The 744-nt window shown below is 50.3% G+C and carries 1 protein-coding gene; it reads left to right on the top strand.

What is annotated here, in order from left to right; translation table 11 throughout:
• A partial coding sequence (gene tnpC, locus L5M49_RS25385; RefSeq protein ID WP_263267002.1) for an IS66 family transposase occupies window positions 1-744 on the top strand: 744 nt, incomplete at both ends.

The raw sequence follows: 744 nt of genomic DNA, 5'->3' as shown, positions 1-744 counted from the left end.
ATCCCTAAGAGCATGACCACACCGAGTCTGCTTGCCCAAATCATCAGCAGCAAAATGCACTATGGCTTACCGCTTTATCGTCAGGAGCAGTTGTTTAATCAGGCCGGTATTGAGCTTAGCCGTCAAACGATGAGCCGCTGGCTGATAAGCTGTGCAGAGAAACTGAAACCGTTACTGGCGTTAATGAAAGCTGAGCTTCTGAAACAGCCCGTGCTGTGGGCAGATGAAACCACGGTTAATGTACTGGATGTTGAGAAAAGCACCTGCTACATGTGGGTATATGGCTGTGGCTTAGAGCAAAGTACCGGCCCCAAGCTCGTGCTGTTTGATTATCAGGACAGCCGCAGCAGCAAACATCCCACCGACTTCCTGACGGGGTTTACCGGCTATCTGCAGGTTGATGGTTATGCCGGATATGAGAAAACCCACGCAACCTTAGTCGGCTGCTGGGCGCATGCCAGACGTAAGTTCGTCGAAGCCCAAAAAGCGCAGGGTAAAGGCAAAACGGGTAAGGCCGATGTGGCCCTTAACCATATCCAGAAACTCTATGCGCTGGAGAGTAAATTAAAAACTGCGCCGCCTGATAAGAAATATGAAGCCAGGCAAACGCTAGCCAAGCCGTTGCTCGCGCAATTCAAAAGCTGGTTGGATAAATCAAGCGAGAGTGTCACGAAAGAAAGTTTACTGGGAGCGGCTATTACGTATAGCCTGAATCAGTGGCCCAAGCTTGTCCGCTATCTGGAT

The sequence above is a fragment of the Shewanella sp. SM74 genome (assembly GCF_025653725.1).
Taxonomy (GTDB): Bacteria; Pseudomonadota; Gammaproteobacteria; order Enterobacterales; family Shewanellaceae; genus Shewanella; species Shewanella oncorhynchi.
The sequence above is the reverse complement of the archived record's forward strand: the minus strand, read 5'-3'. Positions and strand labels throughout refer to the sequence as shown.